The 17,693-nt window shown below is 69.4% G+C and carries 20 protein-coding genes and 1 pseudogene; 13 read left to right on the top strand and 8 right to left on the bottom strand.

The annotated features are described in order from the left end of the window. A pseudogene (locus tag VNW53_RS08675) lies at positions 1 to 297 on the bottom strand (hypothetical protein); the annotation flags it as partial. A gap of 129 nt (positions 298 to 426) precedes the next feature. Next, positions 427 to 936 carry an arsinothricin resistance N-acetyltransferase ArsN1 family A gene (locus VNW53_RS08670; protein ID WP_325555048.1) on the bottom strand — a complete coding sequence of 170 codons (510 nt, stop codon included), beginning with the start codon at positions 934 to 936 and terminating at the stop codon, positions 427 to 429. 72 nt (positions 937 to 1,008) lie between these two features. Between VNW53_RS08670 and VNW53_RS08665 the strand changes: the two genes are divergently transcribed. The 6 genes from VNW53_RS08665 to VNW53_RS08640 all read left to right on the top strand — a co-directional run bounded on the left by VNW53_RS08665 (position 1,009) and on the right by VNW53_RS08640 (position 4,677). After that, on the top strand, positions 1,009 to 1,461 hold the full coding sequence (locus tag VNW53_RS08665) for an ArsI/CadI family heavy metal resistance metalloenzyme (protein ID WP_325555046.1): 453 nt from the start codon (positions 1,009 to 1,011) through the stop codon (positions 1,459 to 1,461). A 3-nt stretch (positions 1,462 to 1,464) separates the two neighbouring features. After that, a complete protein-coding gene (locus tag VNW53_RS08660; protein ID WP_325555045.1) occupies positions 1,465 to 1,818 on the top strand; it encodes a metalloregulator ArsR/SmtB family transcription factor in 354 nt (117 codons plus the stop codon). Further along, on the top strand, positions 1,812 to 2,327 hold the full coding sequence (locus VNW53_RS08655) for an arsenate reductase ArsC (RefSeq protein ID WP_325555050.1): 516 nt from the start codon (positions 1,812 to 1,814) through the stop codon (positions 2,325 to 2,327). Before VNW53_RS08660 ends, VNW53_RS08655 begins: the two co-directional genes overlap by 7 nt. Further along, on the top strand, positions 2,324 to 2,995 hold the full coding sequence (locus VNW53_RS08650; RefSeq protein WP_325555044.1) for an MIP/aquaporin family protein: 672 nt from the start codon (positions 2,324 to 2,326) through the stop codon (positions 2,993 to 2,995). Before VNW53_RS08655 ends, VNW53_RS08650 begins: the two co-directional genes overlap by 4 nt. Positions 2,996 to 3,373: 378 nt before the next feature. After that, positions 3,374 to 3,976, top strand: a complete 603-nt coding sequence (locus tag VNW53_RS08645; RefSeq protein ID WP_325555043.1) for a Crp/Fnr family transcriptional regulator — start codon at positions 3,374 to 3,376, stop codon at positions 3,974 to 3,976. 110 nt (positions 3,977 to 4,086) lie between these two features. Continuing rightward, positions 4,087 to 4,677 carry a Pycsar system effector family protein gene (locus VNW53_RS08640; protein ID WP_325555042.1) on the top strand — a complete coding sequence of 197 codons (591 nt, stop codon included), beginning with the start codon at positions 4,087 to 4,089 and terminating at the stop codon, positions 4,675 to 4,677. On the opposite strand, the gene VNW53_RS08635 is transcribed toward VNW53_RS08640, so the two are convergent. The 4 genes from VNW53_RS08635 to VNW53_RS08620 form a co-directional block, all read right to left on the bottom strand. Then, positions 4,674 to 5,609, bottom strand: a complete 936-nt coding sequence (locus tag VNW53_RS08635; RefSeq protein WP_325555041.1) for a fatty acid desaturase — start codon at positions 5,607 to 5,609, stop codon at positions 4,674 to 4,676. The genes VNW53_RS08640 and VNW53_RS08635 overlap by 4 nt on opposite strands. Next, on the bottom strand, positions 5,606 to 6,523 hold the full coding sequence (locus VNW53_RS08630) for a fatty acid desaturase (protein ID WP_325555040.1): 918 nt from the start codon (positions 6,521 to 6,523) through the stop codon (positions 5,606 to 5,608). The genes VNW53_RS08635 and VNW53_RS08630 overlap by 4 nt, the downstream gene beginning before the upstream one ends. 75 nt (positions 6,524 to 6,598) lie before the next feature. Beyond that, positions 6,599 to 7,036 (bottom strand): EamA family transporter, encoded by a 438-nt coding sequence (locus tag VNW53_RS08625; protein ID WP_325555038.1) that lies wholly within the window; start codon positions 7,034 to 7,036, stop codon positions 6,599 to 6,601. Further along, on the bottom strand, positions 7,029 to 7,391 hold the full coding sequence (locus VNW53_RS08620) for an EamA family transporter (protein ID WP_325555037.1): 363 nt from the start codon (positions 7,389 to 7,391) through the stop codon (positions 7,029 to 7,031). The genes VNW53_RS08625 and VNW53_RS08620 overlap by 8 nt, the downstream gene beginning before the upstream one ends. Before the next feature lie 197 nt (positions 7,392 to 7,588). Between VNW53_RS08620 and VNW53_RS08615 the strand changes: the two genes are divergently transcribed. The 6 genes from VNW53_RS08615 (at position 7,589) to VNW53_RS08590 (ending at position 14,080) form a co-directional block, all read left to right on the top strand. Next, a complete protein-coding gene (locus tag VNW53_RS08615) occupies positions 7,589 to 7,804 on the top strand; it encodes a hypothetical protein (protein ID WP_325555036.1) in 216 nt (71 codons plus the stop codon). A gap of 91 nt (positions 7,805 to 7,895) precedes the next feature. Further along, entirely contained in the window at positions 7,896 to 8,708 is an 813-nt protein-coding gene (locus VNW53_RS08610; RefSeq protein ID WP_325555034.1) for a hypothetical protein, read from the top strand. Between the two features lie 74 nt (positions 8,709 to 8,782). Beyond that, positions 8,783 to 8,989, top strand: a complete 207-nt coding sequence (locus tag VNW53_RS08605) for a hypothetical protein (RefSeq protein ID WP_325555032.1) — start codon at positions 8,783 to 8,785, stop codon at positions 8,987 to 8,989. A gap of 83 nt (positions 8,990 to 9,072) precedes the next feature. Further along, positions 9,073 to 10,374: a PQQ-dependent sugar dehydrogenase gene (locus VNW53_RS08600; protein ID WP_325555031.1), complete on the top strand. Its 1,302-nt coding sequence runs from the start codon at positions 9,073 to 9,075 to the stop codon at positions 10,372 to 10,374. A gap of 184 nt (positions 10,375 to 10,558) precedes the next feature. Continuing rightward, positions 10,559 to 12,463, top strand: a complete 1,905-nt coding sequence (locus VNW53_RS08595) for a DUF1800 domain-containing protein (protein ID WP_325555030.1) — start codon at positions 10,559 to 10,561, stop codon at positions 12,461 to 12,463. Positions 12,464 to 12,472: 9 nt separating this feature from the next. Further along, positions 12,473 to 14,080: a DUF1501 domain-containing protein gene (locus VNW53_RS08590; RefSeq protein WP_325555029.1), complete on the top strand. Its 1,608-nt coding sequence runs from the start codon at positions 12,473 to 12,475 to the stop codon at positions 14,078 to 14,080. Here the strand turns inward: VNW53_RS08590 and VNW53_RS08585 are convergent. Then, positions 14,067 to 14,774, bottom strand: a complete 708-nt coding sequence (locus tag VNW53_RS08585) for a PEPxxWA-CTERM sorting domain-containing protein (protein ID WP_325555027.1) — start codon at positions 14,772 to 14,774, stop codon at positions 14,067 to 14,069. The two genes, VNW53_RS08590 and VNW53_RS08585, sit on opposite strands and share 14 nt — an antisense overlap. Positions 14,775 to 15,024: 250 nt before the next feature. On the opposite strand from VNW53_RS08585, the gene poxB reads away from it, so the two are divergent. Then, on the top strand, positions 15,025 to 16,752 hold the full coding sequence (gene poxB / locus VNW53_RS08580) for a ubiquinone-dependent pyruvate dehydrogenase (RefSeq protein WP_325555026.1): 1,728 nt from the start codon (positions 15,025 to 15,027) through the stop codon (positions 16,750 to 16,752). Between the two features lie 39 nt (positions 16,753 to 16,791). On the opposite strand, the gene VNW53_RS08575 is transcribed toward poxB, so the two are convergent. Further along, on the bottom strand, positions 16,792 to 17,541 hold the full coding sequence (locus VNW53_RS08575; protein WP_325555025.1) for a hypothetical protein: 750 nt from the start codon (positions 17,539 to 17,541) through the stop codon (positions 16,792 to 16,794). Between the last annotated feature and the right edge of the window lie 152 nt (positions 17,542 to 17,693).

The raw sequence follows: 17,693 nt of genomic DNA, 5'->3' as shown, positions 1-17,693 counted from the left end.
CCAGGTGAGCTGCAGGTTGCCCAGGTTGGCCAGCCCCTGCGGCGACAGCGCCTGGGTGGCCACCTCGTAGGCGTATTCGTCGACCTCGGCGCTGAGGCGCGTCTGATCGGAGAACAGCAGGGTCTTGGTCGGCCCAGCCTCGGCGGCGGTCACCGCCTTGGGAATGGGCAGGGGCTTCACCCAGGCCGCCGGGGGCGCGTAGATCGGCTGGTCGGCGGCGCGCGCGGCCTGCGCGGCCGCGGCCACGCCCGCAGTGACCCCAAGGGCGGCCAGCACCCGGAACGAGACTCTGAACATCGGCCCCCGCCGCTACAGCGGCGCATGATAGCGGGCCTTTTGCCGCCGGGACAACCGGCGCGCGCCTGGACCTTCCGGGTCGGCCCCTTCGGACGGGGTGGGCCGGCTACCGCTTCGCCCTGGCGCGCCCTAGTCGAGGTTCTCCGGGATCACCCGCTCTACGATAACGCAGTCGCGCCAGACGCCGTCGAGCTTGCCGTGCTTCTCATGCACGCCGATCTCCTTGAAGCCCATGTAGGCCATGAGGCTGAGGCTCGCGCGGTTCTCCGGGAAGACCCGTGACAGGAGCTTCCAGAGCCCGGCCTCGCGGGCGGCTGACAGCAGGGCCGCCATGGCCGCGCGGCCCACCCCGGCGCCGCGCGCATCGCGCCGCACATAGACCGAGAACTCCCCGATGCCGCGGTAGCAGCAACGGTCCGCGTAGGGGTGCGCGACCGCGTAGCCGACGACCTCGCCGCCAGCGTCCTCCACCGCGACGAAAGCATAGGCCTCGTCGAACCAGGCCTCGATCTGATCGACCGTCCGCGGCTCGGTCTCGAAGGTCCCGATGCGATCCTCGATGCCCTGGTTGTAGATCGCGGTGATCGCCGGGGCGTCCTGGCGGCTCGCGGCGCGTGCCTTCATCTCGGTGCGGCTCATGTCCAGCCTTGACGATTCGAGAATTCTGGAAATATAGAAATAACACGCTATCCCGCCTCGAGGAACCTCGCAATGAAGCGCCTTCACCTGCACGTGAACGTACCGGATCTCGCACAGTCCATCGCCTTCTACGAGACCCTGTTCGGCGCGCCGGCGAGCGTGGTGCGGGACGACTATGCCAAGTGGATGCTGGACGATCCGAGGGTCAATTTCGCCATCTCGACGCGCGGGCGCGACGCCGGGCTGGATCATGTGGGCGTCCAGGTGGAGTCCGCCGCCGAGCTTGGCGAGCTGTCGGACCGGCTGAAGGCGGCGGGCGCCAGGACCTTCGATCAGTCGGCCACGACCTGCTGCTACGCCACATCCGACAAGAGCTGGGTCAACGACCCCGCGGGCCTGCGGTGGGAGACCTTCTTCACCTTCGGCGAGGCCACGACCTACGGCGAGGAGGACCCGGTCGCGGAAATCCGGGCGACCGCCGGCGCCTGCGGCGGCGGCGCGCCCAAGGCTTCGGCCGGCTGCTGAGCCATGGAAACCGCGAACGCCCTTTCGGCCCTTTCCGCGCTCGCCCACGAGAGCCGGTTGGAAATTTTTCGGCTGCTGGTGCGGGCCGGATCCGAGGGCATGGCCGCCGGCGAGATCGCCCGGGCCACCGGCGTGCGGCCCAACACCCTGTCGTCGAACCTGAACATCCTGGGGGCCGCCGGGCTGGTGGCCTCGCGGCGCGACGGCCGCTCGATCATCTACGCCGCGGCCTACGACCGGATGCGGGACCTGCTGGCCTTCCTGATGGAGGACTGCTGCGCCGGCAAGCCGGAGATCTGCGCCCCTCTGGCGGCGCTCGCGAGCCGGCCGTGCGCCGCCGAAGGAGGGACCTGCTGATGGACCGCCCGCTCAACATCCTCTTCCTCTGCACCGGCAACTCGGCCCGCTCGATCCTGGCGGAGGCGCTGATGAACCGCCTGGGCCGCGGCCGCTTCCGGGCCTATTCGGCGGGGTCGATGCCGAAGGGCGCGGTCAATCTGCACGCCTTTCCGGTGGTCCGCGCCCTCGGCTTCGAGGACGGCGATTTCCGCTCCAAGCCCTGGGACGAGTTCGCCCAAGCCGGCGCCCCGCCGCTCGATTTCGTGATCACCGTCTGTGACAACGCCGCGGGCGAAGTCTGCCCGGTCTGGCCCGGCCAGCCGATCACCGCCCATTGGGGCGTGCCCGACCCGGCGGCCGTCGCCGGCAGCGAGGCGGAGATCGCCGTCGCCTTCCGCGAGACGGCGCGTCTGCTGCGCAACCGCATCGAACTGCTGCTGAACCTCCCGGTGGCCGCGCTCGACCGCATGTCGCTGCAGGCGAAGGTCCGCGCCATCGGCGAGACGACCGACAGCCAGCCGGCATGACGCCGGACGCAGCGCGGCGCCTGGCCGCCGAAGCCCTCGGAACCGGCCTGCTGCTGGCGGTGGTCGTCGGCTCCGGGATCATGGGCGAGCGGCTTTCGGCGGGGAACGCGGCGGTCGCCCTGCTGGCCAACAGCGTGGCCACCGGCGCGGCCCTGATCGTGCTGATCACCGTCTTCGCGCCGATCTCGGGGGCGCACTTCAACCCCGTGGTGACCCTGGTCGGCTGGCTTCGGCGCGAGCTGTCGTGGCGCGCGGCCCTGGCCTATGCGGCGGTGCAGACCGTAGGCGCGATCCTCGGCGTGTTCGCCGCCCACGCCATGTTCGCCGAGCCGATCCTGCAGGTCTCGACCAAGCTCAGGGACGGGCCGGCCCAGGCCTTCTCGGAGTTCGTGGCGACCTTCGGCCTGCTGGCGACGATCCTGGGCGCGCAGCGCGCGCGGCCGGAGTTCACGCCGATCGCCGTGGGCCTCTATATCGCCGCAGCCTACTGGTTCACGGCCTCGACCTCGTTCGCCAATCCGGCGGTGACGGCCGCGCGGGCGCTTTCCAACACCTTCGCCGGCATCGCGCCGAACTCCGCGCCCCTGTTCGTGGCCGCCCAGGTGGCCGGGGCGCTGGCGGCGGCCGCTGTGTTCGGCTGGTTCGCCGGTCCGCGCGGACGCGCCTGAGGCCGGAGCCGCCGGCCCGGCCAGGGTGCGACGAGATCCAGGCCGAACCCGCCGGCCCTCTCGCGGGCCGCTGAAAACCGAACGCTACGGTCGTTGCCGACATCATGTGTCGAGTGTCGGGATATCAATGTCGGACGACGAAAATTGGCGTCGAGAACCGAAAGTAAACGTCACCATAATACAGTAAATTGATCACTTATGGCGAAAATGACTGGAGGCGAACTGAAATAGAACGCTAAATGAGGTCAGCGGGATTCTGAGCCACCGCTGGGATGAGAGCTTATGGAGTTCCGCAATTTTCTTCTCTCGGCCTTGAGCGCTGATGACGAAGCCGCGCTTGTACCTCACCTTAAAGAGGTCAGCCTGTCCCGAGGCCAGATGCTGTACGAACCTGGCGACCAGGTGGACCTGATCTATTTCCCCTCCAGCGCCTGCATTTCCGTGGCCACGATCATGCAGGATGGCCGGACGTTCGAGACCGGAACTATCGGCCGGGAGAGCGCCGGGGGGCTGGTCGACGCCATCGCCGGCGCCACGGTCGCCAACCGGGTCTTCGTCCAGCTCGCGGGCGGTGCGATGAGCATCTCCACCGCCGCCTTCCGGGCCCGCCTTGCCGCGAGCCCCAGCCTGATGCGCCTGGCGTTGCAGCACCTGCGCGCGATCATCCGCCAGGCGGAGACCACGGCGGCCTGCAACATCGCCCACCCCGCCGACCAGCGGTTGGCTCGTTGGCTGCTGATGACCGAGGACCGGGTCGGCGGCGCCTCGTTCCCGCTTACGCAGGAATACATGTCGGTGATGACAGGGGTGCAGCGAACGACCGTCAGCATGATGGCCGCCGCCCTGAAGAAGGACGGGATCATCGACTATTCCCGCGGCAACATCGTCGTCCTGGACCAGGGGGCGCTGAAGGCCAAGGCTTGCGAGTGCTACGGCGAGGCCGAGCGCCAGTTCCTCCAGCTCAGGGCGGAGAAGACGTAGATCGCCTCTCCCGGCGTGCGCGGAGGTGCGACGAGGCGTCTGTCGCCAAGGCGCAGCTTCGCTTGACACGCGAAGTCACCGGCGACACCGATACAGGCTTGAGTATGGGCGTGAGTACGGGGTCGGCGATGGCGGACGGGGAGCAGAATCTGGAAGCGGCGCTGGCCGTTGCGCCCGCGCCGCGAACCTATTCGCCCGATGCGGTGCAACTGCTGCGCAACACCCAGCAGATCCAGTATCAGCTCAGCCAGATGGCCGACCAGAAGGCCTCCATGCTGCTGGCCATCACCTTCGTGATCTTCTCGCTGACGTTGGGCCAGGCGCGCGGCGCCGTCGCGCCCAGCCTGCCGTTGTTGATCCTGGGCGGCTTCGCCTTCCTGGCCGCTGTGCTGGCGGTGCTGGCCGTCCTGCCCTCGGTGAAGACGCCGGCCCTGCCGGGCGGGTCGGCCAACATCCTGTTCTTCGGGGCGTTCCACCGGATGGAAGAGCAGGCCTACATCGACGCCCTGATCGACCGGCTCGCCGACAACCAGGCGGTCTACGAGACCTTCGCGCGCGACATCTACCAGAACGGCCAGGTGCTGGCCGGGAAGAAGTACCGGCTGCTGGGCTATGCCTACCGCGTGCTGCTGGTCGGGCTCTTCGGCAGCGCGTCGGCGTTCGCGGCGCCCTTGGTCGCCCACTGGGTGGGCGCGCTCTAACCCACCGCCCGGGCCGCCTTGGCGACGGGCACCTTCGCCGCCCTGCCGTCCGCCCAGCCGAGGAAGTGGGCGATGCTGAGCGTGCGCACCGGCGCGGCTTCGCGCAGGGCCCTGGTCTCCGCGCTCAGCGCCTTCATGGCCGTCCAGTGGGTCTTGGGCTGGTAGTGGTGCTCGGCGTGGAAGCCGTTGTTCAGGAAGGCCCAGTTGTAGACCGGCTCATAGGTGGAGACGCCGGTGGCGATGGGCTGGTCGGGGTCGGCGCCGGCGTGCTCGTACCAGGCGATCAGGAACGAGAAGCAGTGGCCCAGATAGTAGAAGGGCGCCATCACCAGGATGAACTTCCAGTTCAGCGCGAGCAGGACGCCATAGACCGCGACGATGGCCCAGAACTCCTGCAGAGCCTGGCGCGCCTCCTTCGGCCGCTTGGCGCGGATGGCGCGGGCCACGGCGAAGGGCCCGTCGTCGCGCCAGAACTGCTTCAGGACATAGGCGGCTGGGGGCTCGACCTTGCCGTCGCCGCCGTACTGGTAGAGCGAGATCGGGTCCACCGTCTTGCCGTCCGGGCCGATCCGGTCGGAGTTGCCGGCGTGGTGGCGCATGTGGACGTACTTGTACATCGTCTGCGGCGTGCCGAGCTCGAGCGTCAGCACCAGGCTCGTCAGGCGGTTCAGCGGCTCCCAGGCGAAGAACGGGTTGTGGATGAAGTTGTGGCTGACCGAGTCCAGGCTCCAGCCGATCGCAAGCCCGTAGGCCACCGCGCCGGCCAGCCGCTCCGGCCAGTTGAGCTGCGGCCAGGCCAGGAACAGCGCCAGCAGTAGGCCCAGGTGGATGTAGGCGAGCGCCGCGGGGACCGCGTCCCAGGCCGAGTAGCGGAACAGCAGCGCGTGCGCCTTGGGCTTCGCGCGGCGGGGCTTGGCGGGGGACCGGCTCATGACGCCGCCCTCGGCCGCCGGGCCGTCTCGATGCGCCAGGTCCGCGGATCCAGGAAGCCCAGGAAGTGGGCGCGGCGGATGACGGTCACGCCCTCGCGGGCCTGCTCGGCGGCGATCTGGCGATGGAAGGCGACCATCTTCGTCCAGTGCACCTTGGGCCGGTAGTGATGCTCGGCGTGGTAGCCGTTGTAGAGGAAGACCCAGTTATAGATGCGCCCATAGGTCGAGACACCCCAGGCGATGGGCTTGTCGGGGTCGCCGCCCAGGTGCTCGTAGTAGCCGTTGAGGTTGGACAGGCACTGGCCGAGGTAGCTGCCCACCACCACCGCCGGGACGAAAGCCCAGCGGCCGGTGAAGAGGCCGAAGGCCAGGGCCGCGCCGTAGGCCGCGATCACCGCCCAGAACTCGATGAGCGCCTGGCGCGCTTCCCGGGGCCGCTTCTCGCCGATCCGGCGGGCGAGCTCGAAGGGGCTATCGCCGCGGAAGAACTCCAGGAAGACGTAGCTCAGCATCGGCTCCGGCTTGCCGTCCCAGCCGTGCTGGTAGATCGACAGAGGGTCGATGGTGGCCCCGCTGCCATCGGGCCGATCGGCGTTGCCCGCATGATGTTTCAGGTGGACGTAGCGGTACATGGTCTGGGGCGACAGCAGCGCCAGGCTGATCACCAGGCTCATCGCCCGGTTCGCCCGCTCGGAGCTGAAGAACGGGTTGTGGATGAAGTTGTGGGCGATCGAGTTGAGGTTCCAGCCGACGCTGAAGGCGTAGACGGCGAGGAAGCCCAGGCGGGCGCCCCAGGCGAGGCCCGGCCAGGCGGCGTAGAGGGTCCAGACCAGGACGAGCTGGACCACCGCCAGGGCGGCCGGAAGCGCGTCCCAGTTGCTGACCTTGAAGAATTTGGCGTGGCGGCGGGTCATCGGGGTGGGGACATAGTCTCAGGCGAGTCTGGCGGCAATGCGGGCGGCTGTCAGCAGGACATGGCGGCGCGGGGCCTAGTCCGGCGTCGGGCCGGGCGAGGGCTTCGCGCCGGTGTCCGAGGCGAGCAGGGCGACGCCCGCGGCGATCACCAGGACGCCCGCGATCCGCATCGGATTGAGCATCTCGTGGAACAGGATCACCGCGCTGGCCAGGGTGGTGACGTAGATGATGGCGGTCATCGGGAAGGCGCGACCGAGGTCGATGTCCTTCAGGATGGTCATCCAGATCAGGAATCCCAGGAAGTAGAGGCCGAAGCCCAGGAGGACGACCGGCGTGGAGAGCGCCTGGGCGACCAGGTGGCCCAGGCCCGCGCGGTCGTCCAGCGTCGCGCCGGCGTATTTGAAGACGATCTGGGTCGCGGTCTCGACAGCGATGAACAGCAGCCAGCCCGCGACGGCGGCGGCCAGCGCGCGGGGCCTGGCGGATCCGGCGGCGGGGAGGGTCTCAGCCAAGGCTCGCCCCCACAAGACCCGCGCCGAGGGTGACCAGGCCCGCGCCCAGCCAGCGCCGCGCCCGCGGCCGCTCGCCCAGGACCAAGCGCCCGGTCACCACCGCGCCCACATAGGAAAGCGCCGCCATGGGCCCGACGATGGACAGCGGCGCGTGGCCCAGGACGTACATCCACGAGGCCGCCTCGACGCAGTAGCCCGCGAAGCCCGCCAGCACCCAGGGGCTGGCGGCCACGCCGCGCCAGAAGGCCGCGCCCGTCGCCTCGCCGATCGCGTCCAGCCCAAGCTTGAACGCCGTCTGGCCGAAGACATCGAGCGCCACGGTGAGGGCGAACAGGAACCAGGAGACGCCGCTCATGCGTGGCTTTCGTTACAGGCTGCGCGCCCCGACCCAGTGACGCCGCCGCGCAGGATGGGCCGCAGGGGGGCGATTTGGCCAGCCGCGGATTCACCCATCTGAACGGCGGCTAAACGGGCGGCTCAGCTTGTCCTCAGCGGCCGGGGCGCAGGCTTGCCCACGATCCGCCCCGCCGGCGGCAAGCAAGGTGCAAGACGATGCCGAACATCCCCGCCATGGACTGGGCCCTTCTGGATCACGCCGCCAACGAGCCGGTGCGGGTAGGCGACATGGTCTCCGCCGACGCCGGCGGCATGCCGATCTATCGCGTCCTGGCCTTCGAGGAGGGCCGCGCCTGGGTCGCGAGCCGCCAGGGCGCCCCGGCCCGCGCCATGCCGCTGGACGGTTTCCACTGGCGCGCCCGGGACGCTTAAGCGCGCAGCACAAAATTCGCCGAACAAGGGTTTACGGACGTGCGCCCTGAGGTCATGCTCCCTTTGCTGGGACCATGCGGGGAGTGACGGCGTGACTGAAGCTGTGATGGGCGCGCGGCCGAGCGCCGTGGCGCCGCGCCAATTCTACGTCTGGATGGCCGGGACCTGCTTCCTGATCGCGGTCCTCGGCTTCCTGCCGACCTACTGGATGCCTTTGGCCAAGGGCAGCTTCAAGGCCGAGCCCATGGTGCATGTCCACGGCATCGTCATGTTCGCCTGGGTGACCTTCTTCTTCACCCAGACGCGGCTGGTGGCGCAGGGCAAGATTCTCGCTCACCGCACCTGGGGGATGCTGGGGATCTCCATCATCACGGCCATGGCGTTCATCGTCACCGCCGTGACCTCGCTGAGGCTGGCCCAGGCCGCCCTGCCGGGTCAGCCCGCCGCGATCGTCCGGGAGGTGCGCGCCTTCACCTGGGTGACCATGGGGGCGCTGGCCTTCATCGTGCCGGTCTTCACCCTGGCGATCGTCAAGCTGAAGGACTCGGAGACCCACAAGCGGCTGATCCTCCTGATGACCATCTCCATGCTCGGCGCCCCGATCGCCCGCTGGTTCCTGTTCGCCGCTCCGCCGCCCGACCCGAACGCCCCGCCGTGGCCCGCCGGCCTGCCGGTCATCGGCGCACCCCCGATGCTCATCGCCATCTCCGCGGCCCTGATCGGCGACATCCTGCTGTTCGTGGCCATGGCCTACGACTGGCGCACGCGGGGCAAGGTCCATCCGGTCTATCTGATCGGCGGCGCGATCATGCTGCTCATGCACGTCACCATGGCCCAGGTGGGCGACTCCGCGGCCTGGCAGAGCGTGGCCGTCGCGATCGGTCGGCTGGCGGTGGCGGGGTAGAAGATTTCGCGCGTTCGGGGAACCACGATCCCCGAGCGCTCGTTGGCAGCCATGAACCACGAGGGCTGCGGGTGATGTACGACTATTTCTTGCGGGCCGCCTCGCCCTCGGGGCGAATGCGCGACGTCGCGTCGTTTCTCGCCGAGGATGACGCCGCGGCGATCGTTGACGCCCGGCGGTTAAGCGAGGGGCGCCGCTTCGCCCTGACCCGGCGGGGCCGCACGATCAGGTGTCCGGCCGAGGCCGACCTGCAGCCGCCGCAGCACCTGGCGGCGGAATAGCCGCAAGACGCGGATCCCCTGGATCGCCGTGCGCCGCCGTGACATGCAGGGCGGTGAACGGCGATATGTCGGGCGGTGGGGCTATGGATCTTCGACTTTCGAGAGCGGTGAGCGCCCTGGCGCTGGTCCTGGCCCTGTCGCCGGGCGCGGGCGCCTGGTCACAGCCGGCCGCGCCGCCGGCGGCGATCCCTGCCTTCCCGCCCGGTCCGGACTACGCCGGTGTCGCGGGCTCGGCGGCGGAGAACGCCCGGATCACCGCCCTTTGCGGCGCCAACCGCAACGCCAAGGACGGCTATGTCCCGACGCCGTTCTCCCCTGACCAAACCCGCGCGCCCAGGCCCGCCCGGACCCAGGCCTTCAGAATCGAGATCGTGGCCAAGCTCGACCGCTCGGTGGGCCTGGCCTTCCTGCCCGACGGGAAGCTCCTGGTCTCCCAGCGCGCCGGCGGGCTGCGGATCGTCGACGCCAAGGGCCAGGTCTCCGAGCCCCTGAAGGGGACGCCGGAGATCGCCGGCGTCATGGGAACCAGCAACACCGGCCCCGTGCTCGACCGCGACTTCGCGAAGACCCGCATTTTCTACTACGGCTACACCGCCGCCCCGCCGGCCAAGGGCGAGGCGTTCATGGGCCGCATCCTCAAGGCCCGCCTGTCAGCCGACGAGAAGAGCCTCGAAGACGTGGCCACCCTCTACGAGGCCCCCAACCTCACGCCGCGCCGGATCGTCCAGGCCCGCGACGGGACCCTGCTGATCGCCTCGGGCGAGGTCGCGTCGGGCGGGCCCAACCCGCAGTCGATGACCGACCCGCGCGGCAAGGTCCTGCGCATCAAGAGCGACGGGACGATCCCCAAGGACAACCCGTTTCTGATGACCGCCGGGGCCAATCCGGCGCTCTACGCCCTGGGCTTCCGCGACATCCAGGCCGCCGATCTTGACCCGCGGACCGGCGAGCTGTGGGTCGGCGAGAACGAGCCCATGGGCGGCGACGAGCTGAACCGCATCAAGGCCGGCGGCAACTACGGCTTCCCGCTGATCAGCTATGGCCGCCAGAACTCCGGAGCCCTGATCAACGGCGGCAAGACTGCGCAGGAGGGGCTGCAACAGCCGGTCTACTACTGGACGCCGTCCATCGCGCCGTCGGGCATGGCCTTCTACACCGGCAAGGCCCTGCCGGCCTGGACCGGCAGCGTCTTCGTGGGCGCCATGTCCGGCCAGCAGCTTGTCCGCCTGGAGATGAGGAACGGCCGCGTGGTGGGCGAGGAGAAGCTGCTGCTCGACCAGTGCAAGCGGATGAAGGACGTGCGCCAGGGCCCGGACGGCCTGATCTACCTGCTCACCGACATGAGCCCAAGCGAGATCCTGCGGCTGGCGCCGGCCGGGCGTTAGGCCGGGGTGCGTCAATCGCGCGCACCGGGCCCTATCTTATCGTAACGCTGTTGTCGTACGATTCAGGGGTAATCCTTCGTAGCTTGGCCGTTCAGGCGGGGTTCACGTTCGGGGCGACAAATCAAGAGAACGCTGTTCGCAGCGATCAGGTCTAGGATGCCGGCCAGGCCGCGGGGGGTGCGCGATGGCGACTGAGGGCTCTAACGCGGGCAAGCTGGTCCTGGGCGTCGCCGCCGCCGGCGCCGCGGCCGTCGCGGTTTCCAAGCTGGCTTCGTCGTTCGGCAACCTGACGACGGGGGCGATCTCCGGCGACAGCAAGCTGGCTGCCGCCTTCCTCAACCGAGCCACCTTCGGGGCCGGCGACGCCTCGGTCGCCGCGCTGGCGACCAGCGGGACCGACGCCTGGTTCAAGGCCCAGGCGACGGCCGCGCCGACGGCGGGCGGGGCGCCGGGCTACTGGAGCGCGACACCGAGCTTCCACCTGAACTGGATCATCCGCCGCACGGCGGACTTCCAGGCCGACTACAAGGCCGCCATCGCGGCCGCCGCGGCCGCCGCCGCGCCCGGGACGACGCCGGCCAAGGTGAACCTGCGCAAGGTCACCAACCTGCAGTTCCAGGAGAGCTTCTGGGCCCGCGCGGTGACCGGCGACGACCAGCTTCGCCATCGCATGACCCTGGCGCTGTCGGAGATCATGGTCGTCTCGTTCGCCGGCTCGACCATCACGCCGCGGATCGGGGCGTCCTGGTACGACATGCTGAGCGCGCACGCCTTCGGCAACTACCTCGACCTTATGAAGGCCATCACCCTGCACCCGGCGATGGGCATCTACCTCAACATCATCGGCAACCAGCAGGCCGACAACGATCCGTCGCGCGAACCGGACGAGAACTACGCCCGGGAAATCATGCAGCTCATGTCGATCGGGCTCTATCGGCTGAACCCCGACGGCACGGCCAAGACCGACGCCTCGGGCGCGCCGGTGCCGACCTATGCCCATGCCGACATCGCGGGCCTGGCGGCGACGTTCACCGGCTGGGGCTGGTACAACGCCAAGCCCACGGCCGCGACCTTCGCCAAGCAGCCCGGCGACGGGACCGACGCCAGCTCGCCCGACGTCCAGCCGCTGATCGGCTATCCCGTCTACCATTCGCAGCTCTCGAAAACCTTCCTGGGGATGACCATCCCCGCCTACGCCGGCGCCTCGCCCACGACCGCGGCCGGGGCGAGCGCGCTGGCGGCCTACCAGCTCCAGGGCTTGAACACGGCCCTCAACACCATCTTCAACCACCCCAACGTGGGTCCGTTCATCGGCTATCGGCTGATCCAGCGGCTCGTGACCAGCAACCCGAGCCCTGCCTACGTCGGCCGGGTGGCGGCGGCGTTCAACGGCGTGGCGACAGGCGTGCGGGGCGACCTCCTCGCCACCCTGAAGGCCGTGCTCACCGACGCCGAGGCGCTGAACCTGACGCCGTCCGCCTCGCCGACGGCCGGCAAGCTGAAGGAGCCGGTGATCCGCATGAGCCACTGGCTGCGGGCCAGCAACGCGACGTCGACCATGGCGGCCTCCACGCCGGGCGGCAACTTCAACCAATACCAGGACTTCGTCGCGCCCACCGCGCTCGCCCAGGCGCCCCTGGAGGCGCCCTCGGTCTTCAACTTCTGGGCGCCGGACTACACGCCGCAGGGCTCGTCGATCGCCAAAGCCGGCCTGGTGGTCCCGGAATTCCAGGCGGTCGATGTGCTGACCGTCGCCGGCTACGCCAACACCATGATCCAGGTGATCCAGAACAAGGGCTGGCCTGGAAACGATGTGGTCACGACCTACGCCCAGGAGATCGCAGCCCTGACGCCGGCGAACGCCTCGGACCCCGACACCAACCAGACCCTGATCGACCGGCTGAACCTGCTCTACTTCGGCGGCCAGATGAGCTCGACGATGTCGGCCCGGCTCTCCCGGGTGCTGACCGGCACGGTCTCGACGGCCAAGGCGCCCACGGCCGCACAACGCGCGCAGGTGCGGCTCGACAAGGTGAGGAACGCCCTGATCCTGGTGCTCACCTCGCCTGAATACCTGGTGCAAGGTTAGGGGGCGGCCATGGCGACCAAGACCCACGGACCCTCGCGGCGCAACCTCCTGGCGGGGATCGCCGCCTACGGCGCGGCCGCGCCGCTGGCGATGAACCTGTCGGCCATCGGCAAGGCGGCCGCCCAGGCGGTCGGCCCGAGCGCGCCCTACCGCGCCCTGGTCTGCATCTTCCTGCAGGGCGGCAACGACTCCAACAACCTGCTCTTGGCCACCGACCAGGGAAGCTGGTCCCAGTACTGGGCGGCGCGGATCTCGGGCAGCGATCCGATCGCGCTGATGCCGCTGGGCGCGGCGCCGGTGGCGATCGGGGCGACCTCAAGCGTCACCGGCCGCACGGTCAAGACCGCCGACCAGCCCGAGCACTGGGGCGGCGTCCTGCCGATCACCCCGGCCACCGCGCAGCTCGTCCCGCCCGCCAACAAGGTGGGGCCCGCCGACCAGACGCGGACCTTCGCCCTGCACCCGATGATGAAGGCGACCCAGGGGCTGTTCGCGGCCGGCAGGGCCGCGGCGATCGCCAACGTCGGCACCCTGTTGGCCCCGCTCACCAAGGCCGACTACCAGCACCCCACGGCGACAACCCAGATCCCGCAGCGGCTGTTCTCCCACGCCGACCAGCAGGCGGCTTGGCAGTCCGGCCAGCTCGACGGGGCGGCGACCGGCTGGGGCGGCCTGATGGCCGACACCTTCCAGCCCGCGGCCAGCGGCGGCGGGGACTTCTCGTCGATCACCACGGCGGGCAACACCCCGTTCCCGCAAGGCGCCGGAACCAAGTCCTTCCGCGTCTCCTACGCCGCCAACAAGGCCAGCGCCCAGACGATCACCCTGGCCGCCGCCAAGGGGACCTACAACGAATCCGCCACCTTCCTGGACGAGCTGCGCGCCAGCCTGCAGGACGGCTCCTCACAGAACCAGCTCGTCCAGACCTACGCCGCCGCGGTGGCCCACTCGCTGCAGACCTCGGTGATCTACGACGGCGCCCTGGCCGCGGCCGGCGGGCCCTATGCGACCGTGCCCGCGCCGCCGGCCTTTACCGACCCGATCGCCGGCAAGACGGCCGACAATCCGCTGGCCGACCAGCTCGAGGCGGTGGTGCAGACCGCCGCCGCCCACGCCGCGCTCGGCGTCCAGCGCCAGGTGTTCTTTGTCCAGTACGGCAGCTTCGACACCCACGACGGGGAAAACCCGCGCCAGGGCCTGCTGCTGGCCCAACTCGACCACGCGCTCGCCTATCTCGACAGCGCGCTCACCCAGGCGGGGCTGTCGCCGGCGGTCACCGCGTTCACGGCCTCAGACTTCAACCGCACCTTCACCACCAACGGCGACGGCACCGACCACGCCTGGGGCGGCCACCACCTGGTGGTCGGAGGCGCGGTGAAGGGCGGCGACATCTACGGCGCCTATCCGACACTCGGCGTGGACCGGGCGGCCACCGTCACGACGCCGGCTTTCGCCAACCCCGACGGCGTCGGCACGGCGCTCGTGCCGACGACCTCGGTGGAGACCTACATGGCCACCATGGCGGCGTGGATGGGGGTCACCCCGGCGCAGATGACCGCCATCTTCCCGAGGCTCGCCAACTTCCCGAAGCAGAACCTGGGCTTCATGAAGCCATAGGGGCGGCGACTGCGCGACGCCGGCGCAGGGCCGCGCCCGCCAGGCCGATGCCGGTGATCATCAGCGTCCAACCCATCGGTTCCGGGACGGCGGCCCTGCCGATGGCGCTGAATTCGTCGTCGGGGTTGCCGGCGTTGATCGCCTCGGTGCTCGCGCCGAACGCGTACACCGAATAGGCGTTTGCGAAGGTGAAATCGGCGATGTAGGCGACCGGCCCACCGTCGCTGAGGACGTTGTTGACCCGCGTCGGCGCCGTGCCGGCGAAGCTGCCCAGAGTGAAGGGCTCGCCGGCGCCTGCCACGGTCAGGGCGTTGAACAGGAAGTCCCAACCGCCGGCCGCGTTCCGGCCATAGATCTGATATTGATAGCCGTCGTAAGCGTCGCCGTAATGGTCTTCATTTTCGAAGACGCGGATCGAGGCTGTCGGGCCGCCAAAGGTGGCCAGGATCCAGTTGTTGGTCGGGTCGAGTCCGGCGACGGCGCCGCCCTGATACACCCGCTCGTTCAGGGTCGCGTTCGTCGGGGTGTAGGTCCCGGGCGGTGCGTCACCGTTGAAGTAGTTGGTGAAGGTCGCGTAGGTCTCCCCCGCGGTGAAGTGGCTGAGCACCGGGTCGCTTGTGTAGGTGGTAGCCTCCGCCGCGCCGACCAATCCAAGGCCAAAGGTCGCCGAGATCGCGAACATCCTGAGTTGCATCACCCCACCTCCGCAATTGGGGGCGCAACTCTTTGGGTCGACGCCCCGTGGAATTGATCGGATAATGACGTTACGCGAAAAAGCCAAAAACGCTAAACTGATTCTTCTCTCGGTGGGGGTGCGAGCTCGTGCGAAATGGCCGCGACGGTGATGCACGGCCTTGGCGGACAGGCGGTCGCGCAATGGCCGGGCCGCGATGTCGCGAACCCAGGCTTCGCATGTTCACCTGGTGAAGATGGGAGTTCGACCCATGCCCAAGATGACTGTCGCCGACCTGTTGGCCCAGACCTTGGCGAAGGCGGGTGTGAAGCGGGTCTGGGGCGTGACCGGCGACAGCCTGAACGGGTTCAACGACAGTCTGCGAAGGCTGGGCGACATCGACTGGCTGCACGTGCGTCACGAGGAAGTGGCCGCCTTCGCCGCCGGCGCCGAGGCCGCCGTCACCGGCGAACTGGCGGTCTGCGCCGGGAGCTGCGGTCCCGGCAACCTGCACCTGATCAACGGCCTGTTCGACTGCCATCGCAGCCACGTTCCCGTCCTCGCCATCGCCGCGCAGATCCCATCCTCGGAGGTGGGTCTCGGCTATTTCCAGGAGACCCACCCGCAGGAGCTGTTCCGGGAGTGCAGCCACTTCGTCGAGCTGGTGTCCAACCCCGCCCAGACGCCCGAGGTGCTGCATCGCGCCATGCGCTCGGCGATCGGCCGGCGCGGGGTGGCCGTGCTGGTGATCCCAGGCGATGTCGCGTTGGCCCAGGCGCCCGCGGGCGCCGTCGCCGCCTGGCCTGCCCTCAACATGCCGCGCGTCGTCCCGGCGGATGACGACCTGGACCGCCTCGCCGCCCTGCTGGACGCCGCCAAGGCCGTGACCCTGCTCTGCGGAAGCGGGTGCGCGGGGGCGCATGACGAGGTGATTGGGCTCGCCCGCGCGCTCGGCGCGCCGGTGGTGCACGCCCTGCGCGGCAAGGAGCATGTGGAGTGGGACAATCCGTTCGACGTCGGCATGACCGGCCTGATCGGCTTTTCTTCCGGCTACCACGCCATGCTGAGCTGCGACCTGCTGCTGATGCTCGGCACGGACTTTCCCTATCGCCCGTTCTATCCGACGGGGGCGAAGGTCGCGCAGGTCGACCGCGATCCCGAGGCCCTGGGCAAGCGGGTCGTCCTGGACCTCGGGGTGGTAGGCGATGTCGGCGAGACCATCCACGCCCTGTCGCCGCGCCTGAAGCCGAAGACCGACCAAGGTTTCCTGCAATCGGCCCGCAAACACTACGCCAAGGCCCGCGAAGGCCTCGACGATCTGGCGGCGCCGTCCGCCCCCGGCCGGCCGATCCATCCCCAGTACCTGACCCGCCTGGTGAGCGAACTGGCCGACGACGATGCGATCTTCACCGCCGACGTCGGCACACCCACGGTCTGGGCGGCCCGTTACCTGGCGATGAATGGCCGGCGGCGGCTGATCGGGTCGTTCAATCACGGCTCCATGGCCAACGCCCTGCCGCAGGCGATCGGCGCCCAGGCGGCCTTTCCGGGGCGCCAGGTCGTCTCACTCTGCGGCGACGGCGGCTTCACCATGCTCATGGGCGACTTCATTTCGCTGACCCAGCTCAGGTTGCCGGTGAAGGTCATCGTCTATGACAACGGCTCGCTGGGGTTCGTCGCCATGGAGATGAAGGCCGCGGGCTTCCTCGACACGGGCACGGAGCTCAAGAACCCGGACTTCGCGGCCATGGCCAATGCGATGGGCGTTCGCGGTGTCAGGGTCGAGCAGTCGGCGGACCTGGCGGCGGCCTTGAAGGACGCGCTCGCCCATCCGGGGCCGGTGCTCGTCGACGTTGTCACGGCCAGGCAGGAACTGGCCTTGCCGCCGAAGATCCAGCTCGAACAAGCCAAGGGCTTCGGCCTCTTCATGTTGAAGGCGATCATCAACGGCCGGGGCGACGAGGTGGTCGAGCTTGCGGAAACCAATCTCCTCCGCTGAACGCCGGTGCGCGTCGCGGGCGAGGTGGAGCGGGATCGCCTATTCGTCGCGATGCGCCCGGTCGAACTGGCTGTCCGACGCCGGAAGCGGCTTCAGGTCAGGGACCACGACGCACGACCCATAGAGCTGGCGGGCGTCGGCCGTGACGGCCTTGCGGTCGGAGGCCGGGGGCGCGGCCTTGATCGGGACCGTCCCGAACAGGACGACGCGGGACCAGAGGTCGAGGTTGGCGTTGGCGCGCCGGAGCCCCTGCACGATGCGGGTCATCCGGTCCGCCTCCGCGTCGGAAATCCGGCGGTCGAACGGCAGGCCGTCCGAGAGCGAATTGAGCAGCTCCTGTTCCTTCTCCGTGACCTGGCCGAGATAGGGGATGTTGGCATAGACGCCCGACCATTCGGCCAGCTCGTGCGCCGCCATGTGGCTCGACACATCGGAGGCGACGGCGCTTCTGAAGGCGTCCGACTCCCAGGTGCGATAGGGGGGACGGTAGGCCTTCGCGAGGGCCACTACCTGGGCGACGGACAGGCGGGAGTCGATGCCGCGCTGAATGGCGTCGAGCCGCACGGCGAGGCATCGCGTGATGGACGCGCGCGCGTAGGCCTGAAGGCCGTCGTCCTGCGACAATTCCACCCGCATCGCCTGCCGGGCCTGTTCGACCCGCTGGCGCCAGCGGAACGCCTCGGCGGTCTGTTCCGCGGCCAGCGCGATCAGCACGCCGAGGACGATGATGCCGACTTCCTTGGCGAATTCGCGCCACCCGTGGAACGGCTTGGGCTGGTGGATTTCCACGCCGTCCCCCCGGGATCAGCTTCTGCGGCGTTATCCGTAACCGGGTTCTTCGAGAGTCTGCAACCGGTGGACTACCGGGCGGCGGCCGCCTGCTTCTTCGCCTTGGTCTTCGCCATGTGATGCCCAACGGCGCCGCCGACGACGGCGCCCGC

It is taken from the genome of Phenylobacterium sp., from assembly GCF_035569475.1.
Classification (GTDB): domain Bacteria; phylum Pseudomonadota; class Alphaproteobacteria; order Caulobacterales; family Caulobacteraceae; genus Phenylobacterium.
Note: the sequence above shows the minus strand (reverse complement) of the source record. Positions and strands in the feature narration are given on the sequence as shown.

Excerpts from the sequence above, each read along its gene's own strand:
- VNW53_RS08670 (WP_325555048.1), bottom strand. The coding sequence starts at position 936 with ATGAGCCGCACCGAGATGAAGGCACGCGCCGCGAGCCGCCAGGACGCC.
- VNW53_RS08665 (WP_325555046.1), top strand. The coding sequence starts at position 1,009 with ATGAAGCGCCTTCACCTGCACGTGAACGTACCGGATCTCGCACAGTCC.
- VNW53_RS08660 (WP_325555045.1), top strand. The coding sequence starts at position 1,465 with ATGGAAACCGCGAACGCCCTTTCGGCCCTTTCCGCGCTCGCCCACGAG.
- VNW53_RS08650 (WP_325555044.1), top strand. The coding sequence starts at position 2,324 with ATGACGCCGGACGCAGCGCGGCGCCTGGCCGCCGAAGCCCTCGGAACC.
- VNW53_RS08645 (WP_325555043.1), top strand. The coding sequence starts at position 3,374 with ATGCTGTACGAACCTGGCGACCAGGTGGACCTGATCTATTTCCCCTCC.
- VNW53_RS08635 (WP_325555041.1), bottom strand. The coding sequence starts at position 5,609 with ATGAGCCGGTCCCCCGCCAAGCCCCGCCGCGCGAAGCCCAAGGCGCAC.
- VNW53_RS08630 (WP_325555040.1), bottom strand. The coding sequence starts at position 6,523 with ATGACCCGCCGCCACGCCAAATTCTTCAAGGTCAGCAACTGGGACGCG.
- VNW53_RS08620 (WP_325555037.1), bottom strand. The coding sequence starts at position 7,391 with ATGAGCGGCGTCTCCTGGTTCCTGTTCGCCCTCACCGTGGCGCTCGAT.
- VNW53_RS08615 (WP_325555036.1), top strand. The coding sequence starts at position 7,589 with ATGCCGAACATCCCCGCCATGGACTGGGCCCTTCTGGATCACGCCGCC.
- VNW53_RS08605 (WP_325555032.1), top strand. The coding sequence starts at position 8,783 with ATGTACGACTATTTCTTGCGGGCCGCCTCGCCCTCGGGGCGAATGCGC.
- VNW53_RS08600 (WP_325555031.1), top strand. The coding sequence starts at position 9,073 with ATGGATCTTCGACTTTCGAGAGCGGTGAGCGCCCTGGCGCTGGTCCTG.
- VNW53_RS08595 (WP_325555030.1), top strand. The coding sequence starts at position 10,559 with ATGGCGACTGAGGGCTCTAACGCGGGCAAGCTGGTCCTGGGCGTCGCC.
- VNW53_RS08590 (WP_325555029.1), top strand. The coding sequence starts at position 12,473 with ATGGCGACCAAGACCCACGGACCCTCGCGGCGCAACCTCCTGGCGGGG.
- VNW53_RS08585 (WP_325555027.1), bottom strand. The coding sequence starts at position 14,774 with ATGCAACTCAGGATGTTCGCGATCTCGGCGACCTTTGGCCTTGGATTG.
- poxB (WP_325555026.1), top strand. The coding sequence starts at position 15,025 with ATGCCCAAGATGACTGTCGCCGACCTGTTGGCCCAGACCTTGGCGAAG.